The following is a 21,810-nucleotide window of genomic DNA, read 5'->3' on the forward strand; positions in this document are numbered from 1 at the left end:
ATGGAACTCGGTCTCTACACCTTCGCCGACGTCAGCCCAGAATCAGGCCCAGGCGCCATCGGTGCGCATGAGCGGCTGCGCAACCTGATCGAGGAGATCGAGCTGGCCGACCAGGTCGGCCTCGACGTGTTTGGGTTGGGCGAGCATCACCGTCCCGATTATGCGGCTTCAGCGCCGATCGTAGCCCTGGCCGCAGCCGCCGAACGCACCCGGCGCATAAAGCTGACCAGCGCGGTCACTGTGCTATCCTCCGACGACCCGGTCCGTGTCTTCCAGCAGTTTGCAACGCTCGACCTTCTATCCAGCGGCCGGGCCGAGATCATGGCTGGGCGCGGCTCGTTCATCGAATCCTTTCCGCTGTTCGGCTACAATCTTGAGGACTATGACGAGCTCTTTGCCGAAAAGCTCGATCTGCTGCTTGCCGTCCGCGATCATGTCAAGGTGAGCTGGTCGGGCAGGCTGCGCGCTCCGATCAACGATCGCGGCGTCTACCCCCGCCCGTTCCAGGACAGATTGCCGATCTGGATCGCGATCGGCGGCACGCCGCAATCCGCCGCGCGGGCCGGTGCGCTCGGCCTGCCGCTGGCGCTGGCCATCATCGGCGGCGAGCCGGCGCGGTTCGCGCCGCTGTTCGATATTTACAGGGAAGCGGCCAAACGGGCTGGCAACGATCCGGCTGGTCTGGCCACCAGCCTCAACGTGCACGGCTTCATTGCCACGACCACCGACCAGGCGGCCGACGATTTTTATGGGCCGCAGGCCGAGGTGATGAACCGCATCGGCCGCGAGCGCGGCTGGGGTCCGACGTCGAGAGCACATTTCGACCAGTCGCGCGGCCCGAACGGCGCGCTGTTCGTCGGCAACCCCGAACAGGTGGCCGAAAAGATCGTTGCCCAGCACAGGATATTCGGCAACGACCGCTTCCTGCTGCAAATGGCGATCGGCACCATGGCGCACGCCAAGATCATGAAGGCGATCGAACTCTACGGCACCAAGGTGGCACCGATCGTGCGCAAGGAAACGGCGAAGGCGATCCCCGCCGTTGCCGCGCCGGCCGCCTGACTCGCCGGCCAGGTAGGGCCTAAGGTCATCGTCAGCACCGGCTAACGCATCGGCCGAAAATCGGAATCGATTTTCGGGCCGATGGTAAATTCAAAGCGTTAGAGCGTACTTTGAGCGTCCGAGTGGACGCACGTCGCTCCAACGGAACCTTGAAGCCGCAAAGGCGTTTCCGCCAACAGCGTACACCAATCGCAGTGTGCCGCCGAGGGCCAGAATGAAAGCCGAACCCGCCGCTTCGGGCGCTGCCGAGAGCCCCGATCCGCGCGTCGAGGCGCGTGCGGACATGCACCTGATACGTTCGCTGCTAGTCGGCATCTTCATCCTTATGGCGATCTACGCGCTCTCCTTCGCCCGTGCCTTCTTCATGCCGGTCATCCTGGCTTTCCTGCTGGCGCTGACGCTGACGCCGATCGTCCGCTTCCTGCGCAAACACGGCATGCCCGATGTGATAGCGGCGACACTGCTGGTGGTGCTGTCGGTCAGCATCCTTGCCGTGGCCGGCTATCTGCTCAGCGGCCCGGTCATCGACCTCATCAACAACACCTCGGTGATTGGCCAGCAGCTGACCGAACGTCTCGCGCAACTGCGGCGTCCTTTCGAAAGGATCATGGAGATTTCGCGGCAGATAGAGGGACTGACGCAGACCTCCCAAGGGCCGGGCGTCCAGAGGGTAGCCATGGCGCAATCGGGCATCCTCTCGCAAGCCGCCGGCAATTTGCTGTCGGCGGGCACCAGCCTCATCATCGTCTTCGTCCTGTCGCTGTTCCTGCTCGCCTCCGGCACGATGTTTTATGAGAAGATCGTCGAATCCTTCCCCAGTCTCAGCGAAAAGAAGCGGGCACTGCGCGTCGTCTATGACGTCGAGCGTGAAATCTCGCACTATCTGCTTACCGTCGCCGTCATCAATACATGCCTGGGCGTGATCATCGGACTCGGCCTCTGGGCACTCGGCATGCCCAACCCGCAGGTCTGGGGCGCAGCAGCGGCTCTGCTCAATTTCCTGCCCTATATCGGGGCGCTGATTACCATCACGCTGGTCACGATCATCGCGCTGATCAGCTTCGACAGCATCTCCTACGCGCTGCTGGCGCCGGCCTTCGTGCTGTTGTGCGATACCGTCGAAGGCCAATTCGTGACGCCGACGGTGGTCGGCCGCCGCCTAGAGATCAATGCCGTGGCGATCCTCATCGCCATTGCTTTCTGGTCCTGGCTGTGGGGTCTCGTCGGCGCGCTGATGGCGGTGCCGCTGCTGGTCGTCATCAAGGTGTTCTGCGACCATTTCGACGGCCTCAGCCATGTCGGCAATTTCCTGGCGGCGCAACATACGGCGGTTGAGGACGAAGAGATTTCAGAAACCGACACGGCTGCGGGCGTATGATCCGAGAAGCGGGATAAGCTGCGGCAGGGAACCGTGGATTGTAAAATCCAGAGCGCCCCTTTTTGCTTGGGTGGACTCATGGGCGTCAGTTCAATTTTTTGAATTTGCGGCCATCGCGGTCGGTTCCTACATCCCTCCCGTCCACAGGATCCTCGCCGCCCATGACCGCTCTTTCCGTTCTCGACCTGTCGCCGATCGTCGAAGGCAGCAACGCTTCGCAATCGCTCGCCAATTCGCTCGATCTCGCCCGCCATGCCGAGCGGCTGGGATACAGGCGCTATTGGCTGGCCGAGCATCACAATATGCCGGGCATCGCCAGCGCCGCCACCTCCGTCGTCATTGCCCATGTCGCCGGCGGCACCACAACGATACGCGTCGGCGCCGGCGGCATCATGCTGCCGAACCATTCGCCGCTGGTCATCGCCGAGCAGTTCGGCACGCTTAACGCGTTGCACCCGGGCCGCATCGATCTCGGCCTCGGCCGAGCGCCGGGCACCGACATGGGCACGGCGCGTGCGCTGCGCCGCAACCTCGAGGCCGGCGCCGACAGTTTTCCGCAGGATGTCGTCGAACTGATGGGCTATTTCCAGCCGGTCGAAGACGGTCAGCGTATCCGCGCCGTGCCCGGCGAGGGCGAGCAGGTGCCGATCTGGATTTTGGGCTCGAGCCTCTATGGCGCGCAGCTCGCAGCCATGCTCGGCCTGCCCTACGCCTTCGCCTCGCATTTCGCGCCGGCCGAACTCGACCACGCGCTGGAGATCTATCGCTCGCGCTTCCAGCCGTCGAAACAGCTCGACAAGCCCTATGTCATGCTCGGCCTCAACGTGTTCGCTGCACCCTCCGACGCCGAGGCGCGGCTGTTGTTCACCTCGCTGCAGCAGGCCTTCGTCAATCTGCGCACAGGCCGGCCCGGCCGCTTGCCGCCGCCGGTCGACGGATATGAGCGCGACCTCGACCCGATGGCCAAAACCATGCTCGACCAGGCGCTGTCCTGCGCCGTCGTCGGCGCCCCGGAAACGGTCAGGCAAGGCATCGAAGCGTTCGTGCAGCGCACCGGCGCCGACGAGCTGATGGTTACCGCGCAGATTTTCGACCACGCAGCGCGGGTGCGATCCTTCGAGATCCTGGCCAACGTCCACAAATCGCTGTCGGAAGCGGCCTGACTTTTTTGCGACGCTGCGAAGGCGCGTTAGGCGCTGACGCTTTGTGCGATCGCCCCCAGCGGCGCGCCAAGGGGCCGGCATGAATTGCGGATCATCAGGCGTCCCTTGAGCGTCAGCTTGCGCGGCGGCGCGTCCCTGTTTCCGGCTAGGCGGTCGAGCAACAGATTGGCCGCCTGCTCGCCGATCGCCTTGACCGGTTGTGCGACCGTGGTCAGTTGCGGCTGGAACACGTCCGACCACGGAAAATCGTCGAAGCAGGCAACCGAAATGTCCTCGGGGCAAGACAGCCCGATATCGCGGATCGCTTTCATGGTGCCGATCACCATCGGGTTGTTGGCCGAGAAGATCGCGCTCGGGCGGTCGTGCAGCGAAAGCAGCTGCATCGTCGCGTTGTAGCCGTCGACTTCATGGAAATTGCCGAAGCGGACAAGCTCGCTCTCGACCGGCAGGCCGGCAGCCTGGAGCGCCTCGCGATATCCCGTCATGCGGTCATGCATGGGCGAGATGTCGAACGATCCGGAGATGTAGCCGATCCGCCGGTGGCCGAGATCGATCAGATGGGTGATGGCGTCGAACACCGCGCGCTGGTTGTCGAGAACGACGGTGTCGGTATCGACGCCTTCGCAAACGCGGTCGAGCAGCACCACCGGCACGTTGGCGTCGTCGACAATTCTCTTCAGGATCGCGCCGTCGCCGACGCGCGCAACGATCAGTCCGTCGACCATTCGGTCGAGCAGCAGCCTGATCTGGTCGTCCTGCGTGTTCAGGTCCTCGTCCGTGCAGCACAGCATGACCGCATAGCCGGCGCGGTCGAATGCCTGCTGGATGACCGAAACGACATCGGTGAAAAACGGATTGGTGATGTGGGGAACGGTAAGCCCGATGGTGCGGGTCGTGCCCATCTTCAGGCTGCGGGCGATCGCGTTGCGCTTGTAGCCGATGTCGCGGATCGCCTGTTCGATGCGCTGGCTGAGCTCGGGACTGACGGTCGCGGTACCGTTGATCAGCGCCGAGACGGTGGCAACCGAAACACGCGCCGCTTCAGCCACGTGCAGCATGGTCGGGGCCGTGGACTTTCGCTGCTTTTTTCGCCCTGACGCCATCATTTTCGAAACGTTTCATCGCCCTCTGGCTGCAATACCTACGGAATCCTGCGGATTTGTGCAAGAATTGAAATGGATCAATCCCGCCTCATCAGATAGCGACTTGACATGTTCGAAACGTTTAGATTAGCGTTTGAGATGTTCGACGACGACGGAAGGGAGGCCGTTCTTGTCATGGAGCATGGCAATTCCATCACGTCCGGAGATGATGCGGCCGCCGCCGGCGGCTCGGCGGTCGTTCTGAGCGCCGAGCACATCTCCAAGACCTTCGGTGGCATCGCCGCACTTGTCGATGTCGGCTTCGAGCTGCGGCGCGGCGAGATCCATGCGCTGATGGGGGAAAACGGCGCCGGCAAGTCGACGCTGATGAAAATCCTCTCCGGCATCTATACGGATTACGACGGAACGGTGAACGTCGATGCCCATCCGGTGCGTTTCGCCGGGGTCCGCGACGCCGAGCATGCCGGCATCGCCATCATCCACCAGGAGCTCAATCTCGTCCCCGAGCTCTGCGTTGCCGATAATATCTTCCTGGGGCGCGAGAAGCTGATCGCCGGACTTATCGTCGACCGCAAGGCAAGCAGCCATGCCGCCGGCGGCCTGCTGCAGAGGCTCGGCATCGAGCTCAACCCGGAAGCGCGGGTCGGCAGCCTGCGCGTCGGCGAGCAGCAGCTGGTCGAGATCGCCAAGGCACTGTCGATGTCGGCGCGCATCCTGATCATGGACGAGCCGACCTCCGCGCTTTCGCCGGCAGAATGCCAGAGGCTGTTCCGGATCATCCGCCAGCTCGCCGACAACGGCGTGGCGATCGTCTACATCTCGCACCGCATCGACGAGGTCATGCATCTGGCCAGCCGGGTCACCGTGTTTCGCGATGGACGCCGCGTGCTGACCGAGGCGATGGCAAAGCTCGACGAAGATACCATCATATCGGCGATGGTCGGGCGCAACCTGCTTGCCTCTTCCCAGGAAGAGCGTGGTCCCAGCGGCAAGGTCGTTCTCTCCGTAGGCGGCCTATCGCTGTCGAAACCAGACCGCCACGGCTGGCGCACCGCGCTCGACGGCGTCGCCTTCGATCTTGCCGAAGGCGAAATTCTGGGGATAGGCGGACTGCTCGGCTCGGGACGCACCGAAATCCTGGAGACCATCTTCGGCTCCAGCGGCGGCCGCGCCGGCGGCGAAATCCGGCTCGACGGCGAGCCGGTGGAAATCCGTTCGCCGCGCGACGCCCGCCGGCTCGGCATCGCCCTGGTGACGGAGGACCGCAAGACGCAGGGCCTGCATCTTCAGGCGTCGATCACCGACAATGTCGCGCTGCCGCTGGTCGGCACGCTGGCGCGGTTCGGGCTTCGCTCGCGGGCCGCCGAGCAAGGCCTGGCGCGGCAGGCGGTCAAGGCGCTCGGCATTCGCTGCGGGACCATCGAGCAGCCGGCCGGCACCCTGTCCGGCGGCAACCAGCAGAAGGTCGTCATCGGCAAGTGGCTGGCGACGCAGCCGCGGGTGCTGCTGCTGGACGAGCCGACACGCGGCATCGATGTCGGTGCCAAGCGGGAGATCTACGACCTCATCTTCAAGCTGGCGCGAGACGGGCTCGCCATCGCCGTCATCAGCTCGGAATTGCCGGAGCTGCTGCTTCTTTCCGATCGCATCCTGGTCATGGCCGATGGTCGCCAGACGGGGATCCTGTCGCGCGCGCAAGCCAGCGAGGAGGCCATCATGCGGCTCGCGGCGCCACGCCGGACCATGACGAGACCCGCAGCATGAGCATCTTGAACATCCTGTCGCGGACGAAGCTCTATTGGGGCCTGATCGCCATCTTCCTGATCGGCGTGCTGGGCTCGCCGATCAGCTCCAAGGGCAACAACATCTTCCTGTCCTACGGCAATCTGCTCGATGTGCTGCGCCAGGTGTCGACCACCGGCCTGATCGCCACCGGCATGACGGCGGTGATCATCACCGGCGGCATCGATCTTTCCGTCGGCTCGCTGATGGCGATCTGCACCGTGGTCTGCGCCATGCTGCTGACGGTTCCGGGCGTCACGCCGGCGGTGGTGCTGGGGGTGCCGACAGTTGCCGTAGTCGCCCTTTGCCTCGGCATCCTGGTCACCCGCTTCATCTTCCTGAACATCGAAAAATCGCGCGCCGGCCCGCAGGCCACCCACGCCATCAGGCTGGACAGCGTTCGTGGGCTGGTCACGCCCGGCATTGTCGGGGTGATCCTCTGCAGTCTCGTGCTGTGGTACCTGCTGCCGCAGGTCGGCTCGAAATTCGGCGTGCTCGGCGTGCTACTGGTGGCGCCTTGCGTCGGCCTGCTGTTTGGCGCGCTCAACGGCGTCATCATCGTTGCCGGGCGGCTGCAGCCTTTCATCGTCACGCTGGCGATGATGGTGACGGCGCTCGGCATCGCCCGGCTGACCGCCGGCCAGAACAATGCGGTGCTGCCGGTCTACACCGGGTCGAACGCCACCGCCGATTTCGAAATCCTGCGCTCGCTGGTGTTCGGCGTGATCCCGATGCCGGGCCTGTTCTTCCTCGGAGCGATCCTGATCTACGGCGCGGTTCTGCGCTTCACCCCGTTCGGCCGCTATGTCTACGCCATCGGCGGCAATGAAGAGGCGGCGCGGCTGTCCGGCATCGCCGCCGGCCGCGTCAAGATCGCCACCTACGCCGTGTCCGGGCTGCTGGCCGGCGTGGCGGCGGTGCTCTATGTCGCGCAATACAGGCAAGGCAAGCCGGATGCCGGCGCCGGGCTGGAGCTCGATGCCATCGCCGCCGTGGTCATCGGCGGCACCAGCCTGATGGGCGGTCGCGGCAGCCTTATCGGCACATTCTGCGGCGTGCTGATCTTCGGACTGCTCTCGAACATCCTGCAATTGCACAACATCAATTCGAACCTTCAGCTCGTGCTGAAGGGGATGATCATCATCGGCACCGTGCTCGTCCAGGAGCGCAATGCCGTTGATCTTCTCTTCTATCTGCGCCTGCCTGGTGGACGAACGGCGCACAAGGAAACGACCGCAGCAAAGCGGCCGTCAAAAGAGACCCCGTCTCTAAATCTTGGAGGAAACAAGAAATGAAACGACGTGAATTGCTGAAGCTTGCCGCTGTCACCGCGGCACTGCTGACCACGACCGCGCTTTTGGCCAGCGGCAACGCCTACGCGCAGGACAAGAAGTGGAAGATCGGCTTCTCGCAGGTGACGACCATCGAGCCCTGGCGCGCCCAGTTCAACAAGGACATCCTGGCTGAGGCCGCCAAGCATCCGGAAGTCGAGCTGATCGTCACCGACGGCGAGGACAAGACGGAAAAGCAGGTCGCCGATGTCGAAAACCTGATCCGCCAGGAAGTCGATGCGCTGCTGGTGTCGCCGAAGGAATCGGCGGGGTTGACCGGTGTCGTGCAGCAGGCGATCGACGCCAAGATCCCGGTCTTCGTGCTCGACCGCAACGTCGAGACCAAGGACTACACGCAGTTCGTCGGCGGCGACAACAAGCTGATCGGCCGGGCTGCCGGTGAATACGCCGTCGAATTGCTCGGCGGCAAGGGCAAGGCATCAGGCAATGTCGTCGAGATCTGGGGCGGCATGGGCACCCAGCCGGCACATGACCGCCATGACGGCTTCCATGAATTCACCGACAAGGAGCCGGGCATAAAATATTTGCTCGACCAACAGTCGGGCGACTGGAAGCAGGACCAGGCCTACAACATCATGGCCACGGCACTGCGCAACAACGAGAAGATCGACCTCGTCTATGGTCACAACGATCCGATGGCCTACGGCGCCTATCTTGCCGCCAAGGATGTCGGCCGCGAGAAGGACATCAAGTTCATCGGCATCGACGGCCTGCCTAATGAAGGCGTGCAGCTTGTTGCCAATGGCGAGCTGACGGCAACGTTCACCTATGTGACGCCGGGCGCCGAAGGGCTGCGGCAGGCGATCAAGTTCCTGAACGGCGAGAAGGTCGAAAAGACCATCACGCTGCCGACGCAGAAGATCACCAAGGAAAATGCCGCGGAGATTCTGAAGGAGCACGGGCTCTGAGGCGTGTCGCCGGTGAGGGCGCTTGAGGGACGCGGCATGGCGCTGCCCCTCATCCGCCTGCCGGCACCTTCTCCCCGTATAGTGACGGTGAGAAGGGGACTGCCGCAGGGCCGGCACCCTTTTTGATCAAGGCCGCGCTCACGCCAGCTTGGCCAAAAGCCTCATGAAAATGGCGGCCTCCTTGGCCGAAAGCGGCGCCAGCGTTTCCTCGGTGATCTCGCGGGCGATCGGGATCAGCCGCTCGACGGCATTTCGGCCTTCAGCGGTCAGATTGACCAGCAGGCGCCTTTTGTCGACCTCATGCTTGGAAAGCTCGACCAGGCCGCGCGCCTTGAGCCGGTCGATGACACCTTTCACCGTCGCCGCGTCCATGGCGATCAGGCTGCCAAGCTGGTTCTGCGAGGTCTCGCCGACATCGTGCAACTTGGCCAGGGCGGCGAATTGCGGCGGCGTCAGGTCGGCGATGTGCGCGGCGAAGATCGAGACATGGCGCTGGTGCGCCTTCCGCAGGATGAAGCCGACCTGCTCCTGCAGGCGGTAATCGTTCTCGTCGGGCTCCTCGGCCCCGACCAGCTTGAGCTTGATGTCTTCGGCGCTCACCGCAGTCCGTCCCATGCCTTGATGTCCTTTGCCGCGAGACCGCCCATGCGGTCGTGCACGCGCGGGCCGCAGGTCATGGCGAGGCAGAACAGGATCTCGTCGGGACGAGGCCCGTCGCTGATGCCGACCTCCATGGCATCGAAATGACTGCGCACATAGGCGGCGTTGATATGGCCGAGCGGCACGTCGAGCCGCGCGCCGAAGGCGCCGACCTTCTTTGCCGACGGCACGATCGCCTTGGCGTCGCCGAGCCGCTCGCGCATGGCATAGCCGCCAGGCACATGCCACAGCGCGCCATGCTCCAGTTCGCCGGCGATACCGACGATGGCGCCCTTGCCGTAGCCGTCGATCTGTTTCACGTCGCCGCCCAATGCGGCGATCAGTTTGTCCGAGAGCAGCAGCCCGAGCGGCTTCAGATCGTCCATGGCGCTCTGCAGGTCTTCCACGTAGCGGCCGGCGAATGGGTTGTTCACCACCGCCATGGCGGCGGCGCGGCGGCGCGGCACCTTCGCCACCGGCCCGCCCTCATGAAATATCTCCTCGGTCAGCACCGCAATCTTGCGGATCGCAAACTCAGGCATGGGCAATTTCCTTCCTCGATTTCTCGTTGGGCGCAACGAGCGCCATGGGACCGGCGATCCGTGCCTGACCGGCAAGGAACAGCGCTGAAGCGGCAATCAGGCCATGTCGCCGAATATCTTCGGCGATAGCGAGCCCGCTATCCAGCGCCTTACCGATTTCGCTGGAGGAAAGCGCGCCGACGGCCTGGGTGACCAGGCGATCGCCAAGGTCGCTGTCGGGCGCCAGATCGCGCGCCGGCATGCGCTCGATGGCGCCATGACCGGGCAGGTCGACGGCGTTGGCGATCAGGGTCGCGGCGGCATCGGCTTCAGCACCGGTCCGCGCCAGTACGGTAACAGCGTCGGCGATGCCGAGCGAAAAGGAACGGCCGCGCCAGCCGCTGGTCGCGATGCCGCGGATCCCGTCTTCGGCAAGGATCGTGATACGGCCTGCCAGTTCATGACCTGTCCCGGCAATGGCAAGCGTCATGGACCGGCCATTGCCGAGATGGATCGCGCTGTCGCCGCCATTGTTGACATAGGCGCGATCGAGCCGGCGACCGGCCAGCAGCGCGCCAAGCATTTCGTCGGCTACCGAACCGGCGACCGCAGCCATCGGCGTGATGAATTGTTTCGCCAGCGGAACAACCGCCGCTTCCATGCGTCGCGCCGTCGGGCCAGCGAAAGCACGTGGTCGCGACGAGGCCGGGCGGCGCAGTTCCGGCAGTTCGTCGACGAGCTCCTGCAGGATTGTTTGAAACCGCGCCACCGCCTGGCCATAGGCGGCGCGGCGTTCGTCCGCATCGCCAAATGCCTCGACGATCAGGTCGATCGGGCCATGATTGAGATGCAGCCGCCTGCCGTCCTCAAGCCAATGCGCCTGCGGGCCGTTCATCACTACTTTGCCCCGTCTGCCGCTGCGCGCCGCAACTGCGCCAGCGGCGGCCATGGATTGCTGGCCGGCGCAGACGTGCCGCGGCGCGGGTTGAGATACTCGCCGCCTTTGGCGAGAATGTCGTCAACGCTGCGGATCTCGGCTTCGTAGCCGCCGAGCCTGATATAATCGTCGCGGCGCAGGGTGAACTCGATCGGCGCCACCAGCGCCGGCGTCGGCACATAGCCGAAGGCGCCTTCCGGCACGCGGGTGACGTCGACCATCAGCGTGATGCCGCCGCCCGGCCAGACATAGACCGGCGCGCCGCCGACCGTCACATACGTCGTCAGGCCCTGCACCGAGCGGGTCAGATTGACCGGGTTCTCGGTGACGCCGGCACGCAGCGAGCCGCCGGCGCCGCCGACGAACAGCACGGTGCACAGCGCCGGCTCGCAATTGTCCTCGATCAGGCCGACGGATTTCTGCAGCCGCTCGGGGAACGGTTTCTGCACCGGCTTCAAGGCGTCGTCGAGCTCGTAATAGGCGAACTGCTCGCCGGTGGTCGAGACCATCAGCAGCGACAGGCCGGGATGTGCGCCCTTCTTCGCGTTCCACTCACCAAGGATCGACAGCGGGTCGGAAATGCTGGTGCCGCCCCAGCCGAGGCCGGGCTCCGACACCTTGAAATAGCGGCCCGGCGTCGAACGGCGGCCGATGATTTTTATGCCGGTATCCTGCCAGCCGAGCACCTTGCCTGCCTGATGCTCGGAAACGACGCCGGTGATGTGGTCGTCGACCACCACCACCTCGTCGACCAGGCCGCGCCACTGGGTGGCGAACATGCCGATGGTGGCAGAGCCGCAGCCGACGCGCATCCGCTGCTCGAGCTTGCCGTCGATGACCGGCGGCTTGCCGGCTTCGACGATGACCACAGCGCCGCCGTCGATGGTGAGCTCGACCGGCTTGCGGTTGCATAGATGGAGCAGCGCATCGCAGGTGGCGCGACCTTCGGCCTTGGATCCGCCGGTCAGATGATGCACGCCGCCCAGCGACAGCATCTGCGAGCCATATTCGCCTGTCGTGACATGGCCGATCGCCTCGCCCGCCGCGCGGACCGTCGCCGTTTCGGGGCCGATATGCCGGTCGGTGTCGATCTTCACCTTGACGCCGCAGTAGGAGAAGATGCCCTCGGTGACGACGGTGACGAGATCGACGCCTTCGACCTCCTGGCTGACGATGAAAGGCGCCGGCTTGTAGTCGGGATAGGTGGTGCCGGCGCCGATCGCGGTGACGAAGCGGCGGCCGGTGTTGACCAGTTCGCCGTCCCATTCTTCGCCCTCGGCGACAAACGGCACGACAGCGCCGCCGGTCTCGGTCGCGTGGTCGAGGATGGTCAGCGGATCCATCCGCACGATCCTGCCGCCGACATTGCCGTAACGATCACAGGCGCCGGTGCGGCCATCTGCTATGTAGCACATGACCGGGCAGGCATCGCAGCGGATCTTTTCCGCCACCTGCTTCTCGCCGGGATCATGCGTCTCGAAGCGTTCGGCAAGCTCGCTCATCGGCGTGCCTCCTTGTCGCGTATCGCGGCGCGGATTCGGGTCGGCGTCGCCGGAATTTTGCTGACCAGGACACCGGTGGCATGACGGATGGCATTGAGGATCGCCGGAGCCGTCGGGATCAGCACATGCTCGCCCAGCCCCTTGGCGCCAAAGGGTCCTTCCGGATCCGGAACTTCGATCAGGATGGTCTCGATCGGCGGCACGTCGCCGATCGTCGGGATCAGGTAGTCGTGCAGATTCTCGGTGCGGCCGGGGATGTATTCCTCCATCAGCGCCATGCCGATGCCTTGCGCGATGCCGCCCTCGATCTGGCCTTCGGCGAGCAGCGGATTGATCGCCTTGCCGACATCATGCGCGGCGGTGATCTTGATCAGCTTGACCGTGCCGAGCTTGAGGTCGACCTCCAGTTCGGCGATCTGCGCGCCGTAGCCATAGACGGCGTAAGGCTTGCCCTGGCCCCTGGCGTCGAGCGGCAGGGTCGGCGGGTCATAGCTTTCCTCAGCGCGAAAGACCAAGCCGTCGGCATCGGCCTTCAGCGTGGACAAATCGATATGCCGTGTCGCTTCGCCCTCGCGGATGACCAGGCTTGCGCCATCGAGAGCGATCGCCGCTTTTTCCGACACATTGGCGAAGCGCAGCATCGTCTCGCGCAAGGCGCGACCGGCTTTTTCGGCGGCCTTGCCGGTCACGAAGGTCTGGCGCGAGGCCGACGTCTTGCCGGCGTCCGGCGTGATCGCCGTGTCGGCGCTTTTCAAGCGGAATTTTTCGAGCGGCAGGCCGACCGCGTCGGCGCAGATCTGGGCAATGACCGTGTTCGAACCTTGCCCGATATCGACCGCGCCCTGATGCAGGACGACATCGCCTTCAGCCGAGATGCCGACCCTGATGGTCGACGGATTGGGCAGGGAGGTGTTGCCGCAGCCGTACCAGCAGGAGGCGACACCGACGCCGCGTTTCCTGCTGTCATTGGCACTGTTGAACCCATCGGCATCGACAAGCGCACGCATCCAATGCGGGCGCAGCGCTTCGAGGCAGTCGGCGATGCCGACGCCCGATTCCAGCCTCTGGCCAGTGACCGTTTCGGATCCGTTACGAAGGCAGTTTTTCACACGAAAATCGAGCCGATCCAGCCCAAGCTTTGCGGCAAGTTCGTCATAGAGCGTCTCCTGCATGATCGTCGCCTGCGGCACGCCGAAACCGCGGAAGGCACCGGAGATCGGGCCATTCGTGTGGATGGCGCGGCCTTCGGCCCGATAATTCGGGGTCGCATAGGGACCGGAGGCATGCACCGGCACGCGGTTGGCGACGGTCGGTCCCCAACTCGCATAGGCGCCGGTGTTGAAATCGCCTGCGAAGACCATGCCGGTGACGCGACCATCGGCATCGGCGCCGATCATCGCCGTCATCTCGGCGGGATGACGCTTGGTGGTCGAGATCATCGAATCATGACGGGTATAGGCGAGCGCTGCCGGCCGCCCGGTCTTCATCGCGACCAGACCGATCAGCGGCTGCAACGAAACGTCAAGTTTGGAGCCGAAGCCGCCGCCGGTGGCGGTCGGTACGATCCGCACCTTGTCGACGGCAAGGCCAAGCACTTTTGCCACGTCGTCGCGGTCCATATAGGGCGCCTGCGTGCAGGCGACGACGACCAGCGTGTCGCCGTCCATATAGGCATAGCCGGCCTCGGGCTCGATATAGGCATGTTCGACATAGGACGTGTCGATGGCGCCGGAAACAGTGAAGGCGGCGCCGGCAAGGGCGGCGTCGGGGTCACCACGCTCGACAAAGCCCGATGTGAGCAGGTTTGCCGGCCGGTTGTCGTGGATCAGCCGCACGCCGCCGGCTTGCGCCTCGCAAGGCTGCAGGACATGCGGCAACTCGGTCCATCGAACAGGAAAATCCGCAAGATCGAGATCGAGGATGGCCTCGCGCTCGCCGGCAACCAGCGCCACCGCCTCGCCACGAAAGCGCGAAAAATTTTCGGCCAGCGCTGGCTGGTCGGCAAAAGGTGCAATGACGCCGAAGCAGTTCCTTCCCGGAATATCGGCAGCGGTGAAGACGCCGACGATGCCGGGATGGACTTTCACCCAGGCGTCGAGATCGCCGAAGGCGAAGCGGGCGTGATAATGCGGCGAGCGGACCACCAGCACCGCCAGCGCTTCGGCCGGGAAAGAATCGCCGCCGAATCTTTCGCCGCCGGTGACTTTCGGCAGGCCGTCGAGGCGAATTGGAGAGGAGCCGACGGCGTGGCCTGAGATTGGCATTCTGCGGTCAAGATCGAGAGAACGGGTCGCCAGCGCAGAAACTTGTCCTTTCTCCCCGTCACTATACGGGGAGAAGGTGCCGGCAGGCGGATGAGGGGCAGCGCCGTCGGTCGAAAATTCGCTCGCGAACCGTCCAGCATCCATCACCGCAGCTATGATCTTGCGATAGCCGGTGCAGCGGCAGAGGACGCCGCCCAAGGCATCCTGGGTTTCGGCCTCGGTTGGATTGGGGTTGCTGTCCAGAAGCGCTGTCGCCGCGATGAGCAGGCCGGGTGTGCAGATGCCGCATTGCGCCGCGCCATGGTCGAGGAACGAGGCCTGCAGCGCCGACAATCTGCCGTTGGCGAGACCCTCGACCGTGGTCACCACGGTGCCAGCGGCAGAAGCCGCAGACATCAGGCAGGCGCAGACAGGTTCGCCGTCGACAAGCACCGTGCAGGCGCCGCAGTCGCCGGCGTCGCAGCCGACCTTGGTGCCGGTCAGCCGCAATTCGTCACGCAGCACCGAAGAGAGACGGCGAACCGGCGGCACGCAGACAGAGACGGCGGCGCCGTTGACCTCGAAGGCGATGTCGGCGCGCTCCATGCCCATGCCAGGCTGAGCTCCGCTCATGCCAGGCTGAGCTCCGCTCATGCCAGGCTGAGTTTTGGTCATGCCAGGTTGAGCTTGGCTCATGCCGCCGCTACCTTCTCGACCGACGCGTGACCCGCGGCACCGAGAACGGCGCGGGCGACAATCTCGCGCGCGGCGTCCAGCCGGTATTCGGCGCTGCCGCGCACGTCGTCGATCGGCGAAAGCTCGTCCATCGGTGCGGACTGGATCGCAGCGACGAGAGCGTCGTTGACCGGGAGGCCGCGCAAGGCTGCTTCGACACTTGCAAGACGCCTGGCGACCGCCGAACAGGAGCCGACGGCGAGGGCGGCGTTGGCGACGATGCCATCCTCAATGGTCAAGCGAGCCGCCGCCATGGCTATCGAAATGACGAGATAGCGGCGCGCGCCGAGTTTTTCGAAAACCGACGTGCCGGTGGCCGCTTCTTTCGGCACGCGGATGGCGGTGACCATTTCGCCCGGCTGCAGTTCCGTGCGGCGGTTCCCCAGGATGAATTTTTCCAGCGGCAGATGGCGGACCATCGCCACCGCGCGCAGTTCGACCTCGGCGTCGAGGACGAGCAGCGCCGGCACGCCGTCGGCCGCCGGGGAGGCGTTGCAGAGATTGCCGGCGATGGAGGCGACGTTCTGGATCTGGACGGAGCCGACTTCCCGCGCCGCCTGCTTCAGCGCGTCGAAGGCCGCCGGCAGCGGATGACGGACAAGATCGGTCCAGGTCGTGCGCGCGCCGATGCGCCAATGGCTGTCGGTCTCAGCAATACCGCGCAGCGTCGCCAGGCCGTTGATATCGAGGACATTGTCGCGGAAAGGCTTGGCTCCTTGTGCCGGATAGAAATCGGTGCCGCCGGCAAGGATGCGCCACGGAGCCTCGCCAAGCAAAGCGAGCGCCTCGTCGATCGTGGTGGGTTTCGCGTAACGGATCACGCTTGCCTTCCCAAAATGGGCCTTCCCAAAAGTAAGGGTCGCCGACGGACCTGCCGGCCTCCGAGCCGGTCAAATTCATTCGTATGCAAATGATATCAAGCCGGCAGGAATTGTCAAAGCCAGAGTTTTGCGCCGGCGCCCGCATCGGCGCGACGGCACGCATTTGTTATACCGTTGGAGTTGACGCAGCCGGCCATCTGGTCAAGTTTCTGCATCCGTTGCGTCAGCGGCATTTTCGGCGGGTTCGAACACCGGATTCGTTTCGGCAGACTTCATGCCTCCGGGACAAACAAGAGGGAGGCTCCATGGCCGACGAAGCGCTTGTCATCATCGACCTGCAGAACGATTTCTGTCCGGGCGGCGCGCTGGCGGTGGCCGGCGGCGACGAGATCGTGCCGCTGGTCAACGACCTGATCCGGCGGACCGAACATGTCGTGCTGACGCAGGACTGGCATCCCGCCGGCCATTCGAGTTTTGCCTCCAATCATCCCGGCAAGCAGCCGTTCGAAACGATCGAGATGCCCTATGGCCCGCAGACGCTGTGGCCCGACCACTGCATCCAGGGCAGCCTGGGTTCGGATTTCCATTCGGGCCTTGCCTGGACCAGGGCCGAACTGGTGATCCGCAAGGGTTTCCGCCCGGAGATCGACAGCTATTCGGCTTTCTTCGAGAACGACCATGCGACGCCGACCGGCCTTGCCGGCTATCTCAAGGAGCGCGGCATCGACACGCTGACCCTGGTCGGCCTGGCGACCGATTATTGCGTCGCCTTCTCGGCGCTCGACGCGGTCAAGCGCGGCTTTCACACGACAGTGCGGCTCGACGCCTGCCGCGGCATCGATCTCAATGGCTCACTCGAGACGATGCTGAACCGAATGCGCGATGCCGGCGTGACGCTGGCTTGAACATCACCAATCGCATTCGACACAATTCCAGAGGGGGTATCATGCGGTTTGCGGCGGCTTTGACGGCGGGCGCTGTGGTGGCAGTCGCAACCCTGTTTCCGGGAACAGTGCTTGCAGCCGAGGCCCACGAATTGCCCGGCGAAGCAATGTCGCTGTGGTGGGCGCTGCCCTTTGCCGGCCTGCTTCTGTCGATCGCCACCGGGCCATTGCTCTTCCACCATGTCTGGGAGCATCACTACGGCAAGATCACCTTGTTCTGGGCGGCGCTTGCGGTCGTGCCGCTGGCGCTGGCGTTCGGCATGGCTTCGGCTGCAGAGGCGGTGCTGCATGCGCTGCTCACCGAATACATGTCGTTCATCATTCTTCTGTTTGCGCTGTTCACCATTTCGGGCGGCATCCTCGTCGCCGGCAACATCCACGGCACGCCGCTGGTGAATGCCGGACTGCTGCTGATCGGGGCGATGCTCGCCTCGGTCATCGGCACGACCGGCGCCTCGATGATCCTGATCAGGCCGATCCTGCGCGCCAACGACAACCGGCCGTTCAACGCCCATGTCGTCATCTTCTTCATTTTCCTGGTGTCCAACATCGGTGGCTCGCTGACGCCGCTCGGCGATCCGCCGCTGTTCGTCGGCTTCCTGCGCGGCATCGATTTCTTCTGGACCGCTGCCAATCTTTATCAGGAGACATTGTTCGTCGGCGGCCTGGTGCTGGCCGTCTTCCTGGCCATGGACATCATCCTGCATCACCGCGAGGCCGGCGCACCGAAAATCAAGGATCCGACACCGGACACCAAGGTGCGCATCCGAGGCCTGGCCAACCTCCCGCTGCTGGCCGGGGTGATCGGCGCGATCCTGCTTTCCGCGACCTGGAACCCGGGCGTGGCGTTCTCCGTCCAGGGCGTGAGCCTTGAATTGCAGAACCTTGTGCGCGACGCCATCATCCTGGCCCTCGCCTTGCTTTCGCTCGCTGTCTCAAGCAAGAGCCACAGGCGGGCGAACAACTTCCACTGGGAGCCGATATCAGAAGTGGCAAAACTGTTCGCCGGCATCTTCATCTGCATCGTTCCGGTCATCGCCATTCTCAGGGCCGGTGCCGGCGGCGCGCTGGCGCCGCTGGTCTCGCTGGTCAGCTCGCCCACCGGCGAGCCCAACGACCTTGCGTATTTCTGGATGACCGGGGTGCTGTCGTCCTTCCTCGACAATGCGCCGACCTATCTGGTGTTCTTCGAGCTCGCCGGCGGCGATCCGCAGCATCTGATGACCACCTTCGCCTCGACGCTGGCGGCGATCTCGGCCGGCGCGGTGTTCATGGGCGCCAACACCTATATCGGCAATGCGCCGAATTTCATGGTTTACGCCATTGCCAGGCATCGCGGCGTAAAAATGCCGGGCTTCTTCGGCTACATGGCATGGTCGGGCGCGGTGCTGATCCCGATTTTTTTGATCGCGGGTTTCCTGTTCTTTCGCTGATCAGCCGACGCCGACATAGCGGCGGACCGCCGACGGATCGGCGCGGAGCTCCTCGACATCGACGGTCTCGCGGTTGCGGCCGTTTTCGATGAACGAGACCCGGTCGGCGACGGACAGCACAGCATCGACGCGCTGCTCGACCAGGATCGTCGAGACGCCTGATACACGCAGCTTCGCTACCGTCTCGCGGATTTTTGCGATCATCGACGGCATCAGCCCTTCGGTCGGCTCGTCGAGCAGAAGCACCTGCGGATCGAGGCACAGGGCCCGCGCCATGGCCAGCATCTGCTGCTCGCCGCCCGACAGCGTGCCGGAGCGTTGTCTCAGCCGCTGGCGCAGCAGCGGGAAGAGGTCGAGCACGTTTTCGCGCGTCACCTTGCCCTTGCCGCGGGCCATCAGGCCGATCTCGATGTTTTCGGCCACCGTCATCTCGGCAAACAGCCGCCGGCCCTGCGGCACATAGGCGACGCCGGCCTTCGGCACGTCGTGCGCCGGCAGGCCGGTCAATTCCCTGCCGTCGAGCCTGATCGAGCCGGCGCGTGTGGGAACGAGTCCCATGATCGCCTTCAGCGTCGTCGTCTTGCCGGCGCCGTTGCGGCCGAACAGGCAAAGCACCTCGCCCTTGTTCAACACGAGGTCGAGGCCGTAGAGCACCTGGACCTCGCCGTAGAAGCAGTCGAGCCCGGAGATGGTCAGTGCTTCAGCCCGTGGTTGCGTCATGGGGTCGTCCCCAAATAGGCGTCCTGCACTTGCGTATTGGCGCGGACCTGCTCGGGCGTGCCTTCGGCCAGGATCTTGCCGGCGTTGAAGACGGTGATGCGGTCGGCAAGCTGCATGACCACCGGCATGTTGTGCTCGATCAGCAGCACGGTCGCGCTTTTGGCGATCTCGCGCACCAGCCCGATGAAATTGTCGATCTCGCTGTCGGCCAGCCCCTGCGTCGGCTCGTCGAGGATCAGCAGGCGCGGTTTCAGCGCCAGCCCCATCGCCACTTCGAGCAGGCGCTGATGGCCATAGGACAATTGCCCGGCCGGCATATGGGCGCGGTCGGCAAGGCCGGTGCGCTCCAGCGCCGCCATGACGCCGGCATGCACAGCACCTTTCGAGCGGCCGTCGGTCAGCGTGCGCTGCACCGGCAGCGCGATATTGTCGTAGGCGGTGAGGTTGGCGAAGACGCTGGTGATCTGGAAGGTGTAGGCGATGCCAAGGCGGACCCTGGCGTAGGCCGGCAGGTTGGTAATGTCGGCGCCGTCGAAGACGATCATGCCCGATGACGGCTGGATGCGGCCGCTGATCAGGCTGACGAAGGTGGTCTTGCCGGCGCCATTGGGGCCGATGACGGCGCGGATCTCGCCCGGCATGAGGGCGAAATCGACACCATCGACAGCGCGCAGGCCGCCGAAATTGCGGGACAGGCCTTTGGTCGTCAGCAGCGGCATCATGGCAGCCATCCGAGCCAGCGCTGACGGATGGTGCCGAGAATGCCCCTGGGAAAGAACAGCACCAGCGCGATGAGGGCGATGCCGACGATCAGCAGATAGGCCGAGGTGTAGCCGCTGGTGACGTCGACGACATAGTACATGAACAGAGTGCCGATCAGCGGACCGAGCGTGGTGGCAGCACCGCCGAGCAGCACCCAGAGCAGCGGCAGGATGGAATATTGCACCGAGGCGAAGGTCGAGCCGACATAACCGAACAGCAGCGCGTAGGCGGCGCCCGAAGCCGCGCAGATGGTGCCGGAGACGACGACCGCGGCAAGCTTGTTGGAAAAAATGTCGTAGCCGAGCATTTTGGTCCGCTCCTCGTTTTCGCGGATGGCGACCAGCACACGGCCATACCTGGAGCGGACTATGCCGAGCGTCACCAGCAGCACGATCGAGAACAGGACCAGCGCGCTCATGTAGCGCACGGTCGGATTGGTGAGGCCGAGCGAGGTGTCGCCCAAAACAAGCACACGCGCCGACTGCGGCACCACCAGGCCCTGATCGCCGCCGGTCCAGGCCGCGAGATAGAGGATTATCAGATAGAACACCTGCGCGAACATCATGGTGACGATCATGAAGGCGACACCGGAAGTGCGCAGCGCCAGCAGCCCGATCACCAGCGCGAGAAGCGCGCCGCAGGCAAGGCCGGCGGCGAAGGCGGCCGGCACGCTCCAGCCGAGGTGGATGACGGCAAGGCCTGCGCCATAGAGCCCAGCCGAAAAGAACATGGCGTGGCCGAGGCTGAGCAACCCGACATAGCCGAACAGCAGGTTGTAGCCCATGGCGAAAACCGCCAGCACCATGATGCGGGCGAGCAGCCCGTGGTGATATTCCGGCAGGACGAAGCTTAGGGCGAACAGCAGGACGATGACGCCCAGATGCAACGCATAGGCCTTTGACGGTGAAGCCTCCTTCATCGCGATGCCGTCCCGAACAGGCCTTGCGGCCGGAACACCAGCACCATGGCCACCAGCAGCGTGGCGATGATCTTGGCCAGCGTCGGCGAGAAGAACACCGAGATGATGCCGTCCGACAGGCCGATGAGCACGGCGGCGACCACGGTTCCGCGCAGCGAGCCGAGGCCGCCGATGATGACGACGATGAAGGACAGCAGCAACGGGTCTTGTCCCATCAGATAATGCGCCTGGCTGATCGGCACGATCAGCACCGCGGCCACTGCCGCCAGCATGGCGCCGAGCGCGAAGACGCCGGCATAGACGCGGTCGACCGGAATGCCAAAGGCCTGCGCCGTTTCGCTGTCATATTGCGTGGCGCGCATGACAAGGCCGATTTTCGTACGCGTCATCACGAACCAGGTCGCCACCAGCAGAAGCGCGGATGCGGCGATGATCGACAGCTTGTAGCCGGAGTAGCCGAACCACGGCAAAAGGATGCGGTAGCTGAAGGGCGGCTCCACTGGCCGTGCCTCCGGGCCATAAAAGGTCAGCGCCAGTTGCTGGATGATGTAGAGCATGCCGATGGTGGCGACGATGGTGGCTTCCGGATTGTAATTCAGCCGGCGCAGCACCAGCCGTTCGGAGACCAGCGCGATCAGGCCGACGATCAGCGGCGCCAGCACCAGGGCTGCGAGGAAGCCGAGCGCCGGATGGCCTGATATCGCCGTGGAGATCGCCCAGGCAAGCACCGCGCCGAGCATGAAGAACTCGCCATGGGCGACATTGACGACGCGCATGACGCCGAACACCAGCGACAGGCCAAGCGCCGTCAGCGCCAGCACGGCCGAGGTGACGAGGCCTTCGAGGGCGGCGAGAAGAAGATGAGGTCCGAAGTGCATTGGCTATA

Annotated in this window: 19 protein-coding genes; 8 read left to right on the forward strand and 11 right to left on the reverse strand. The window is 64.4% G+C overall.

Going from position 1 to position 21,810, the window contains the following annotated elements; all coding sequences use genetic code 11:
• The 3 genes from AC0L2R_RS05080 to AC0L2R_RS05090 all read left to right on the forward strand — a co-directional run bounded on the left by AC0L2R_RS05080 (nucleotide 1) and on the right by AC0L2R_RS05090 (nucleotide 3,603).
• The gene (locus tag AC0L2R_RS05080; RefSeq protein ID WP_473508074.1) at nucleotides 1-1,062 is read left to right on the forward strand and encodes an LLM class flavin-dependent oxidoreductase; all 1,062 of its coding nucleotides are present in this window, start codon (nucleotides 1-3) and stop codon (nucleotides 1,060-1,062) included.
• Between the two features lie 214 nt (nucleotides 1,063-1,276).
• A complete protein-coding gene (locus AC0L2R_RS05085; RefSeq protein ID WP_473507926.1) occupies nucleotides 1,277-2,440 on the forward strand; it encodes an AI-2E family transporter in 1,164 nt (387 codons plus the stop codon).
• A 161-nt stretch (nucleotides 2,441-2,601) separates the two neighbouring features.
• On the forward strand, nucleotides 2,602-3,603 hold the full coding sequence (locus tag AC0L2R_RS05090) for an LLM class flavin-dependent oxidoreductase (RefSeq protein ID WP_473507927.1): 1,002 nt from the start codon (nucleotides 2,602-2,604) through the stop codon (nucleotides 3,601-3,603).
• A gap of 26 nt (nucleotides 3,604-3,629) precedes the next feature.
• Here AC0L2R_RS05090 and AC0L2R_RS05095 read toward each other — a convergent pair whose 3' ends face one another.
• Entirely contained in the window at nucleotides 3,630-4,661 is a 1,032-nt protein-coding gene (locus AC0L2R_RS05095; RefSeq protein WP_287246847.1) for a LacI family DNA-binding transcriptional regulator, read from the reverse strand.
• 219 nt (nucleotides 4,662-4,880) lie between these two features.
• Between AC0L2R_RS05095 and AC0L2R_RS05100 the strand changes: the two genes are divergently transcribed.
• Genes AC0L2R_RS05100 through AC0L2R_RS05110 form a run of 3 tightly spaced genes read left to right on the forward strand, consistent with a single transcriptional unit; the run spans nucleotide 4,881 to nucleotide 8,748 of the window.
• The gene (locus AC0L2R_RS05100) at nucleotides 4,881-6,470 is read left to right on the forward strand and encodes a sugar ABC transporter ATP-binding protein (protein ID WP_473508075.1); all 1,590 of its coding nucleotides are present in this window, start codon (nucleotides 4,881-4,883) and stop codon (nucleotides 6,468-6,470) included.
• Nucleotides 6,467-7,783: an ABC transporter permease gene (locus AC0L2R_RS05105; RefSeq protein WP_473507928.1), complete on the forward strand. Its 1,317-nt coding sequence runs from the start codon at nucleotides 6,467-6,469 to the stop codon at nucleotides 7,781-7,783. The genes AC0L2R_RS05100 and AC0L2R_RS05105 overlap by 4 nt, the downstream gene beginning before the upstream one ends.
• The gene (locus AC0L2R_RS05110; protein WP_473507929.1) at nucleotides 7,780-8,748 is read left to right on the forward strand and encodes a substrate-binding domain-containing protein; all 969 of its coding nucleotides are present in this window, start codon (nucleotides 7,780-7,782) and stop codon (nucleotides 8,746-8,748) included. Before AC0L2R_RS05105 ends, AC0L2R_RS05110 begins: the two co-directional genes overlap by 4 nt.
• Before the next feature lie 138 nt (nucleotides 8,749-8,886).
• Here the strand turns inward: AC0L2R_RS05110 and AC0L2R_RS05115 are convergent, their stop codons facing one another.
• Genes AC0L2R_RS05115 through AC0L2R_RS05140 form a run of 6 tightly spaced genes read right to left on the reverse strand, consistent with a single transcriptional unit; the run spans nucleotide 8,887 to nucleotide 16,146 of the window.
• A complete protein-coding gene (locus AC0L2R_RS05115) occupies nucleotides 8,887-9,348 on the reverse strand; it encodes a MarR family winged helix-turn-helix transcriptional regulator (protein ID WP_473508076.1) in 462 nt (153 codons plus the stop codon).
• The gene (locus AC0L2R_RS05120) at nucleotides 9,345-9,929 is read right to left on the reverse strand and encodes an amino acid synthesis family protein (protein WP_023801548.1); all 585 of its coding nucleotides are present in this window, start codon (nucleotides 9,927-9,929) and stop codon (nucleotides 9,345-9,347) included. Before AC0L2R_RS05120 ends, AC0L2R_RS05115 begins: the two co-directional genes overlap by 4 nt.
• The gene (locus AC0L2R_RS05125; protein WP_473507930.1) at nucleotides 9,922-10,803 is read right to left on the reverse strand and encodes a UPF0280 family protein; all 882 of its coding nucleotides are present in this window, start codon (nucleotides 10,801-10,803) and stop codon (nucleotides 9,922-9,924) included. The genes AC0L2R_RS05120 and AC0L2R_RS05125 overlap by 8 nt, the downstream gene beginning before the upstream one ends.
• A 2-nt stretch (nucleotides 10,804-10,805) precedes the next feature.
• Nucleotides 10,806-12,347: a 6-hydroxynicotinate reductase gene (locus AC0L2R_RS05130; protein ID WP_473507931.1), complete on the reverse strand. Its 1,542-nt coding sequence runs from the start codon at nucleotides 12,345-12,347 to the stop codon at nucleotides 10,806-10,808.
• Nucleotides 12,344-15,223: a molybdopterin-dependent oxidoreductase gene (locus tag AC0L2R_RS05135; protein WP_473507932.1), complete on the reverse strand. Its 2,880-nt coding sequence runs from the start codon at nucleotides 15,221-15,223 to the stop codon at nucleotides 12,344-12,346. The genes AC0L2R_RS05130 and AC0L2R_RS05135 overlap by 4 nt, the downstream gene beginning before the upstream one ends.
• Nucleotides 15,224-15,282: 59 nt before the next feature.
• The gene (locus AC0L2R_RS05140; protein ID WP_473507933.1) at nucleotides 15,283-16,146 is read right to left on the reverse strand and encodes an FAD binding domain-containing protein; all 864 of its coding nucleotides are present in this window, start codon (nucleotides 16,144-16,146) and stop codon (nucleotides 15,283-15,285) included.
• Nucleotides 16,147-16,451: 305 nt separating this feature from the next.
• On the opposite strand from AC0L2R_RS05140, the gene pncA reads away from it, so the two are divergent.
• The gene (gene pncA, locus AC0L2R_RS05145; protein WP_473507934.1) at nucleotides 16,452-17,051 is read left to right on the forward strand and encodes a bifunctional nicotinamidase/pyrazinamidase; all 600 of its coding nucleotides are present in this window, start codon (nucleotides 16,452-16,454) and stop codon (nucleotides 17,049-17,051) included.
• A 41-nt stretch (nucleotides 17,052-17,092) separates the two neighbouring features.
• The gene (locus AC0L2R_RS05150; protein ID WP_473507935.1) at nucleotides 17,093-18,523 is read left to right on the forward strand and encodes a sodium:proton antiporter; all 1,431 of its coding nucleotides are present in this window, start codon (nucleotides 17,093-17,095) and stop codon (nucleotides 18,521-18,523) included.
• Here AC0L2R_RS05150 and AC0L2R_RS05155 read toward each other — a convergent pair whose 3' ends face one another.
• From AC0L2R_RS05155 to AC0L2R_RS05170, 4 genes are read right to left on the reverse strand one after another with little or no spacing between them, the layout of a single operon-like run.
• Entirely contained in the window at nucleotides 18,524-19,243 is a 720-nt protein-coding gene (locus tag AC0L2R_RS05155) for an ABC transporter ATP-binding protein (RefSeq protein ID WP_473507936.1), read from the reverse strand.
• Nucleotides 19,240-19,965, reverse strand: a complete 726-nt coding sequence (locus tag AC0L2R_RS05160) for an ABC transporter ATP-binding protein (RefSeq protein WP_473507937.1) — start codon at nucleotides 19,963-19,965, stop codon at nucleotides 19,240-19,242. The genes AC0L2R_RS05155 and AC0L2R_RS05160 overlap by 4 nt, the downstream gene beginning before the upstream one ends.
• Nucleotides 19,962-20,924 carry a branched-chain amino acid ABC transporter permease gene (locus tag AC0L2R_RS05165; RefSeq protein ID WP_473507938.1) on the reverse strand — a complete coding sequence of 321 codons (963 nt, stop codon included), beginning with the start codon at nucleotides 20,922-20,924 and terminating at the stop codon, nucleotides 19,962-19,964. Before AC0L2R_RS05165 ends, AC0L2R_RS05160 begins: the two co-directional genes overlap by 4 nt.
• Nucleotides 20,921-21,802: a branched-chain amino acid ABC transporter permease gene (locus tag AC0L2R_RS05170; RefSeq protein WP_473507939.1), complete on the reverse strand. Its 882-nt coding sequence runs from the start codon at nucleotides 21,800-21,802 to the stop codon at nucleotides 20,921-20,923. Before AC0L2R_RS05170 ends, AC0L2R_RS05165 begins: the two co-directional genes overlap by 4 nt.
• Nucleotides 21,803-21,810 lie beyond the last annotated feature (8 nt).

Source organism: Mesorhizobium sp. WSM4820, assembly GCF_055811075.1.

Coding starts and splice junctions, on each gene's coding strand:
- AC0L2R_RS05080 (WP_473508074.1), top strand. CDS start 1: ATGGAACTCGGTCTCTACACCTTCGCCGACGTCAGCCCAGAATCAGGC.
- AC0L2R_RS05085 (WP_473507926.1), top strand. CDS start 1,277: ATGAAAGCCGAACCCGCCGCTTCGGGCGCTGCCGAGAGCCCCGATCCG.
- AC0L2R_RS05090 (WP_473507927.1), top strand. CDS start 2,602: ATGACCGCTCTTTCCGTTCTCGACCTGTCGCCGATCGTCGAAGGCAGC.
- AC0L2R_RS05095 (WP_287246847.1), bottom strand. CDS start 4,661: ATGCTGCACGTGGCTGAAGCGGCGCGTGTTTCGGTTGCCACCGTCTCG.
- AC0L2R_RS05100 (WP_473508075.1), top strand. CDS start 4,881: ATGGAGCATGGCAATTCCATCACGTCCGGAGATGATGCGGCCGCCGCC.
- AC0L2R_RS05105 (WP_473507928.1), top strand. CDS start 6,467: ATGAGCATCTTGAACATCCTGTCGCGGACGAAGCTCTATTGGGGCCTG.
- AC0L2R_RS05110 (WP_473507929.1), top strand. CDS start 7,780: ATGAAACGACGTGAATTGCTGAAGCTTGCCGCTGTCACCGCGGCACTG.
- AC0L2R_RS05120 (WP_023801548.1), bottom strand. CDS start 9,929: ATGCCTGAGTTTGCGATCCGCAAGATTGCGGTGCTGACCGAGGAGATA.
- AC0L2R_RS05125 (WP_473507930.1), bottom strand. CDS start 10,803: ATGAACGGCCCGCAGGCGCATTGGCTTGAGGACGGCAGGCGGCTGCAT.
- AC0L2R_RS05130 (WP_473507931.1), bottom strand. CDS start 12,347: ATGAGCGAGCTTGCCGAACGCTTCGAGACGCATGATCCCGGCGAGAAG.
- AC0L2R_RS05135 (WP_473507932.1), bottom strand. CDS start 15,223: ATGAGCGGAGCTCAGCCTGGCATGGGCATGGAGCGCGCCGACATCGCC.
- pncA (WP_473507934.1), top strand. CDS start 16,452: ATGGCCGACGAAGCGCTTGTCATCATCGACCTGCAGAACGATTTCTGT.
- AC0L2R_RS05150 (WP_473507935.1), top strand. CDS start 17,093: ATGCGGTTTGCGGCGGCTTTGACGGCGGGCGCTGTGGTGGCAGTCGCA.
- AC0L2R_RS05155 (WP_473507936.1), bottom strand. CDS start 19,243: ATGACGCAACCACGGGCTGAAGCACTGACCATCTCCGGGCTCGACTGC.
- AC0L2R_RS05160 (WP_473507937.1), bottom strand. CDS start 19,965: ATGATGCCGCTGCTGACGACCAAAGGCCTGTCCCGCAATTTCGGCGGC.
- AC0L2R_RS05165 (WP_473507938.1), bottom strand. CDS start 20,924: ATGAAGGAGGCTTCACCGTCAAAGGCCTATGCGTTGCATCTGGGCGTC.
- AC0L2R_RS05170 (WP_473507939.1), bottom strand. CDS start 21,802: ATGCACTTCGGACCTCATCTTCTTCTCGCCGCCCTCGAAGGCCTCGTC.